Origin of the sequence: Streptomyces sp. NPDC047042 (genome assembly GCF_040644035.1) — a bacterium.
Taxonomy (GTDB): Bacteria; Actinomycetota; Actinomycetes; order Streptomycetales; family Streptomycetaceae; genus Streptomyces.
Genome location: NZ_JBEYVP010000096.1, coordinates 1 through 6,354, shown reverse-complemented (window position 1 = coordinate 6,354; position 6,354 = coordinate 1). Strand labels below are relative to the sequence as shown.

Here is a 6,354-nt window from a genome sequence, read left to right as displayed (position 1 = left end):
ATCGCCTCGATCAACTCCTGGCACCTCGTGCAGAACATCCCGAACGCGCAGCTGCTGATCTACTCCGACGCCGGGCACGCAGCGCACTTCCAGTATCCCGAGCGGTTCCTGAAGCACGCCCTTCAGTTCCTCGACGAGTAAACAGCCGCAGAGCTTCGGTGCAGTCGCCGACGCGTGGGGCATGCCTTTCCCGGGCCATGCGGTCACCGGAGATCCAGCGTCTGCACCATCCGCTCGTCGGAGAACTCGATCTCCGCATCGAGTCCTACGGGCTCCGAGGTGAGGCGGCTGTTCTGTCACGCCCCGACGCCCCGACGACCCGGACATCGGCCAGGTCGTCGTCGGGCGCGGTCGCGGTCCTCGCGGCGCTGCTCGACCGTGCGGACGTCCGGTGTTCGGCCTCCGGGACGCGGTGGTGCGCCATGAGTCGGGCGTGTTGCCACCTGGTCCGCGTTCGCCCGAAGATTGGTCAAGACCTCTTCAATCCTCCCCGGCACCTCTGGTGAACACATCGGACGGGTGGGTTCACTGCGCTCCATGGAACATCTGACGACCCGCGGACGACCGCGCCGTACGGCGCTCGCGCTCGCCGCCGCGGCCGCCTCGCTCGGACTGACCCTGGGCGCGGCCTCGCCCGCCGGGGCCGTGGCGGTGCCGGCCGAGTTCGGCACCGACTACCACGACCCGCTCACCGCCGCCCCGGCGATCGCGACGCCGCACACCAGGTCCTGCTCGGTCACGGTCGCCGAGGCGAAGTTCAGGGACTTCACCCCCTACACCGGCACCTACACCCCGCCGACCGGCTGCGGCACCCCGGGCCGCTGGTCGAAGGTCGTGCTGCGGATGGACGGCAGTGTGGCCGGGCGGCAGTACGACCGGCTCGGGTACCTGGACATCGGAGGCGTCGAGGTCTTCCGTACGTCGACGCCGGAACCGTCGCAGGACGGCATCGACTGGTCGGTCACGAAGGACGTGACGCGGTACGAGAAGACGCTGAGCGGTGAGCAGTCCGTCGACATGCTCATAGGCAACGTTGTCAACGACACCTACACCGGCGTCCTCGATGTCAGGGTCACCCTCACCTTCTACGCCCCCGAGCCGGGCCGCACCGCATCGGCCACGCCGGCCGGCTCGGCTCCCGACCAGGTCATCCCGCTCAGCGACGCCGACAGCGTGACAACCGGCGCCTCGCTGACCGTGCCCCGCAACTCCGAGCGGATCCTCGCGGAGGTGTACGCGACCGGATCGGGCGGCGGCTGCGAGGAGTTCTGGTACTCGGCGGTCACGCCGTCGGCGTCGTACTCCTGCCAGGGCGGGGACGACGGCCCCTACCGCGAGGTCGAGGTCAGCATCGACGGGAAGGTGGCCGGGATCGCCTCGCCCTACCCGAACGTGTGGACGGGCGGCTGGTCGCCGTACCTGTGGTCGGTGCTCCCGTCGCCGACCGCCTTCGACGTACGACCGCTGGAGTTCGACCTGACCCCCTTCGCCGGCGAGCTGAACGACGGCAGGGCACACACGGTCGACGTGTCGGTGCTCGGGGTGCCGAGCGGGCAGACCGGCTGGAGCGCGCCGACGAACATCCTGGTCTGGCAGGACGCCCACAAGTCGGTGGTGAAGGGCGGTCTGACCTCGTACAGGACGTCGTCGGCGTCGCCGAAGGTGACGAACACGTACGAGGACGGCTCCCTGCGCAGCCTGGTGACGGCGGGCGCGCACAGCCTGAAGGTCTCCGGCTACCTCGACACCTCCCACGGCCGGGTCACCACCACGGTCGACCGGTCCCTGACCACGGCGATCACCCACCACTGGACCCCGGACGAGAACACCGACAACCAGACCGGCCGCTGGACGGACGCACAGAAGGTCACCGTGAACGGCCACACCTCCCGCACCGACCGCACGTACACCCTGGACGGCCGTGCGACGATCGACAGCGGCAACCGGCTCCGCGTGATCATGTCCATCGACGACCACGCCCGCACGGACGGCGTCCTCAGCGACGACAAGTACGCCGGAGACGCGACGTTCACGCTGGGCGTGGCCCGTGAAGACCGGCACGCCGTGGCGACGACGAGCGAGCGATACCGGCTCCGGGGAGCCGGGGTGTGCTACGACCACACGCTCGCCACGGAACAGGGCGTCCTGACGAAGGACGTACGACGCTGCTGACGGAGGACGACGAAACGCGCCCGAGGGCGTGACGCGCCGCCGCGGCGCCGCCGTCTGCGGGACGGCGGCGCCGCATCATCGTTCCGCTGCCGGTACGCGCGTTGCGATCCGGGGTCCGCGAATGTACTCACGCCGAGACGCTCACCCGTTGCCGCTCCGCCTCCGCGAGGCGAGCCGAGCGTGACCGGGCTCAAATTGGCCTGGACAACAAACCCGACCGTGCGGACCGGAGTCACCCGTCCTGGAGCAGAGGGAAACCCCGCGGGTTCTGCTGGAGGTGCGTGACCTGGCGCGGAATGAACTCCGCGATCGTGAGACCGACGACGTCCGCCGCCCGGTCGAGGTCGGCGACGATGCGTTGCACCCCGCCGCTGGTGAGCCCGCCGGGTACGGATCCGAGGCCCAGGCCGATCTCGTCGCTGTCGACGCGACGACGTCGAAGTGGATCGCGACGGGGGAGCAGCCGGTGGCCGCGAGCCAGTCGGGAGCAGCTTCTGCACGTCGGGGTCGCCGTGGCCGGTGAGGGCAGTGACGGGTGACGGCCATCCAGATCGTCGTCCTGGGCATCACGGGCCACGCGGCGGCGGAGGCGGGGGTCCTCCGCCGCGCGGCCACGCGGCCTGAACTTCCCATCATCAGCGGTGAGTTGCGCCCGCATCACAGCAGGCGACCACCAGCCCTCCGGATGTCCTGGTTCCGTCACGCGACAGCCATCACGGGGTCTCACCAGCAACCACGTACCGCCTACCGCGCTCTCCTCCGACAGCACCGGAGCGGACCACACCTCATGAACCTGAACCATCAGGACAGGAGCACCTCATGGCAACTAACACCCCCCGACGAAACGCCCTGCTGGGCTGTGCGGCCCTGGTCGTCGGTGCCCTCACCCTCACGGCCTGCGGGGGCAGCGCGACAACGGACGGTTCCAGTTCGCAGTCGAAGCCCCAACTGTCCCTGGCCGCCGACTCGGTGACCACGAAGTCCGCTCGGGCGGGGACAGCCTCGACCACGGCGGCCGGTCTCGACTACGTCGCGCTGGGCAGTTCGTTCGCCGCGGGCCCGAGCATCCCGCCGCTGCAGTCGAGCAGCGGGGCGGCGGCGTGCAGCCGGTCGTCCGACAACTACGCCGGCATCGTGGCCCGTGACACCAGGGCGAACCTGACGGACGTCACCTGCAGCGGCGCCACGACGGCGAACATCCTCACCACCAAGCAGGGTTCGCAGCCGCCGCAGATCAACGCCGTGAACAGCGGGACCGACCTGGTCACGATCACCATCGGCGGCAACGACGTCAACTACCTGGGCAGCATGGTGACGTACTCCTGCCAGAACAGCGGCGGCACGAACTGCGGCACCGTGAACCAGGGCGCGATGAACACCGCCCTCGGTTCGGTGGGCCAGAAGATCGAGAGCGTCGTGAACGCCGTCAAGGCCAGGGCCCCACGGGCACGCATCCTCCTGGTGAGCTACTCCACCCTCCTGCCCGACACCGGCGGCTGCACCGGCGTACCGCTCACCGCCGACCAGCGGATATTCGAGCGCACCGTCGCCTCCCGCCTCGCGCAGGCCTACATCGACACGGCGAACCGCACAGGTGCGACCCTGGTCCGCTTTGCCACCGCCAGCCACGGCCACGACGCCTGCGCGGCCACCCCGTGGGTCGAGAAGTACAAGCCGGCCTCGGGCCGCACCACGTACCACCCGAACGAGGCCGGTATGAAGGCCGCTGCCTCCTTGGTGAAGTCCGCGCTGGGGTGAGGCCCGGGCCACCGCTACCCGTACGAGTTCCGGATCAGTGGCGCGACGCCCTCCGGCCACGCATCCGGGTACACGAACCCGACCGCGACCGGTGGCGGCCACCAACCCCGGTGGGCAGACTCACCACCCTGGAACCATCCCAGCCGTATTGACGTGCAGGTATCGGGAGTGGCTGGGAGCTGGGACGCTGTCCCGGTTCGGGGCAGGCCCGCACAGGCCGACGGATGGATGCGAGTACGGACCACATGGATGAAATCCACGACGACGTAGCGGAGTTCGCGTTGCTGCTGACGCGCCTGAAGGAGCGCACGGACCGCAGCTACGCGGCGCTGGCACGGCGTCTGGACATGAATGCCTCCACGCTGCACCGCTACTGCGCCGGAGGGGCGGTCCCCCTGGACTTCGCCGGGATCGAGCGGTTCGCCGGACTCTGCGGAGCCTCTCCCGAGGAACGCGTGGAGTTGCACCGCCGGTGGATCCTGGCAGTCGCGGCACGGCAACGATCACGCCCGTCCGACGCCCGGCGGGCACCGACGCGCCAAGACCCCACGAGCACTGCGGCACCGGCCGTATCCACGAGCCACCACACCCCGGCGGACGAGGCGCCCGAACCCACCTCGCCTGCCGCCCGGCGCCCGGGGCCCACCTCGCCTGCCGCCCTGCACCCGGGGCCTGCTTTGCCTGCCGCCCGGAACCCGGGTCGTACCTCACCTGCTGTCCCGCGGTCCCGCGCCGGGCGCCCCCTACGACGGCCCGCCCGATCACTGGCACTGGCGGCCTCGCTCGCCGTCGCGCTCGCCGGCCTCACCGCGTCCGCTGCCGGACCTCCCTCCGGTGGCGGTGGCGGTGGCGGTGGTGGTGGCGGTGGGGCCTCGGCCTCCGCCCGCACCACACCGAAACCTTCGGTGTCGGCCACACACGGCGGTGGCAGCCCGCAGGAGAACCGGGCGAGCGCAGGCACGGTCCCACCGCCGGCCCCGCTCACCTGGACGGCCAACTCCCATCTCTGGCAAAGCGAATGCGCCCATGACTACGTCATTGCCAAGCCGCCGCAGCAGGTCCCGCCACCGCCGACCCCGCAGGACGCCGAGGCGTGGGCCGTGTCCCAAGGGGCGGTGCACGGGCGCACCACCGATCTGCGGATCTCGGTGCAGGGCCGCGGCTCTGCCGCAGTCGTCCTGGAGGCCCTGCATGTGCGCGTGGTCGATCGCACCGTCCCCGCCGTCCACCTGGGCACCGCCTACTCCATGTACGAAGGCTGCGGTGCCGTCCTCGTCCCCCGCCACTTCTCCGTGGACCTCGACGCGCGCCGACCCCTGGCCCGTTCGATGCCGGGCAACGAGTCGGAGAGACCGACCCCCGCGATCGGCTTTCCGTACCAGGTGTCCCTGCGGGAGCCGGAGGTCCTGCTGCTCTCCGCGCACACCGAGTCCTGCACCTGCGACTGGTACCTCGAACTCGACTGGTCCTCACAGGGCCGCACCGGCACGATGCGCATCGACGACCACGGCCGCGCGTTCCGCACCACCAGCATCAAGGGGCTACCGCTCTACTGGTACCGCAACCCCCGCGGCTGGGTCCCCATGACCTGACCGCCACAGCCGCCGCCGACTGGGAAGCGGTCCCTCGGGGTCCGTCACTTCGACATGATGAAATCCAGGGCGAAGCCGGGAGCGGTTGTCCAGTAGGTGACACGCTGGTAGTCGTTGGCGTACAACGTCTCGACGGGCATGGGGACATCGATCGGCTTGCCCGCGCTGCTGCCGGGCTTACGGCCCTGAAGGCCGAGGGTGATGCTCTTCGCCTCGTACTCGTCCATGGGACCGTTGACGAGCAGACCGGCGTATGCCTCCTCACCCGGAGCGAGCGTGACGGGCACCCCCGGGTTCGGGTCGCTCTCCTCGATCACGCGGGCCGTGTTCCGCCCGGCGCCGAGCCGCACGAGAGGGTAACGGTAGAGGTTGCACTTCTTGCCGCCGGTGTTCTGGACGGTGAGGAGGAGGTGCCTGGCGTCCTCGCTGTCCGCGGGCTCCTTCAGGGCGGACACCCCGAGGACCTCCTGAGAGCAGGTGGCAACAGTGCCCTTGTCGCCACTGCCGCCACTGCCGCCCGAGCGATGGGTCACCACATCCGCGGCCTTCCCACTGATCGTCTGCGGCCCGGTGGTGGAAGCCTGTGCCGCCACACCACACCCAAGAGCCAGGACGAGACCCGCGGCCACGGCCACACGGCGACCCACAGGAGACTTCACGTTCATATGCGCGTTCCTTTTCTGCTGCTGCTGCTGATGATCGGTACGAGGTCGCACGCGCCCGCGGCCCGGCATTGCGGTTGCGTCCAGGGGAGTGGTGTACGGGTTCGACCTGATCCGGGGGTTTGTTCCGGCATCGGGATGGTGCCCGCATAGACGAACGGCCACCGGCT

5 protein-coding genes are annotated in these 6,354 nt (G+C 70.1%); 3 read left to right on the top strand and 2 right to left on the bottom strand.

Features of this window, described 5'->3' with window-relative positions:
- Nucleotides 1-537: 537 nt before the first annotated feature.
- On the top strand, nt 538-2,172 hold the full coding sequence (locus tag ABZ855_RS48030) for a peptide-N4-asparagine amidase (RefSeq protein ID WP_360820320.1): 1,635 nt from the start codon (nt 538-540) through the stop codon (nt 2,170-2,172).
- 232 nt (nt 2,173-2,404) lie between these two features.
- Here ABZ855_RS48030 and ABZ855_RS48025 read toward each other — a convergent pair whose 3' ends face one another.
- On the bottom strand, nt 2,405-2,875 hold the full coding sequence (locus tag ABZ855_RS48025; RefSeq protein WP_360820317.1) for a hypothetical protein: 471 nt from the start codon (nt 2,873-2,875) through the stop codon (nt 2,405-2,407).
- A gap of 116 nt (nt 2,876-2,991) precedes the next feature.
- Here ABZ855_RS48025 and ABZ855_RS48020 point away from each other — a divergent pair, with 116 nt between their 5' ends.
- Nucleotides 2,992-3,930, top strand: coding sequence for an SGNH/GDSL hydrolase family protein (locus tag ABZ855_RS48020; protein WP_360820314.1), 939 nt, complete (start codon nt 2,992-2,994; stop codon nt 3,928-3,930).
- Nucleotides 3,931-4,175: 245 nt separating this feature from the next.
- Nucleotides 4,176-5,522, top strand: a complete 1,347-nt coding sequence (locus tag ABZ855_RS48015; protein WP_360820312.1) for a helix-turn-helix domain-containing protein — start codon at nt 4,176-4,178, stop codon at nt 5,520-5,522.
- Nucleotides 5,523-5,566: 44 nt separating this feature from the next.
- Here ABZ855_RS48015 and ABZ855_RS48010 read toward each other — a convergent pair whose 3' ends face one another.
- On the bottom strand, nt 5,567-6,187 hold the full coding sequence (locus ABZ855_RS48010) for a DUF4232 domain-containing protein (protein WP_360820309.1): 621 nt from the start codon (nt 6,185-6,187) through the stop codon (nt 5,567-5,569).
- Nucleotides 6,188-6,354: the final 167 nt, after the last annotated feature.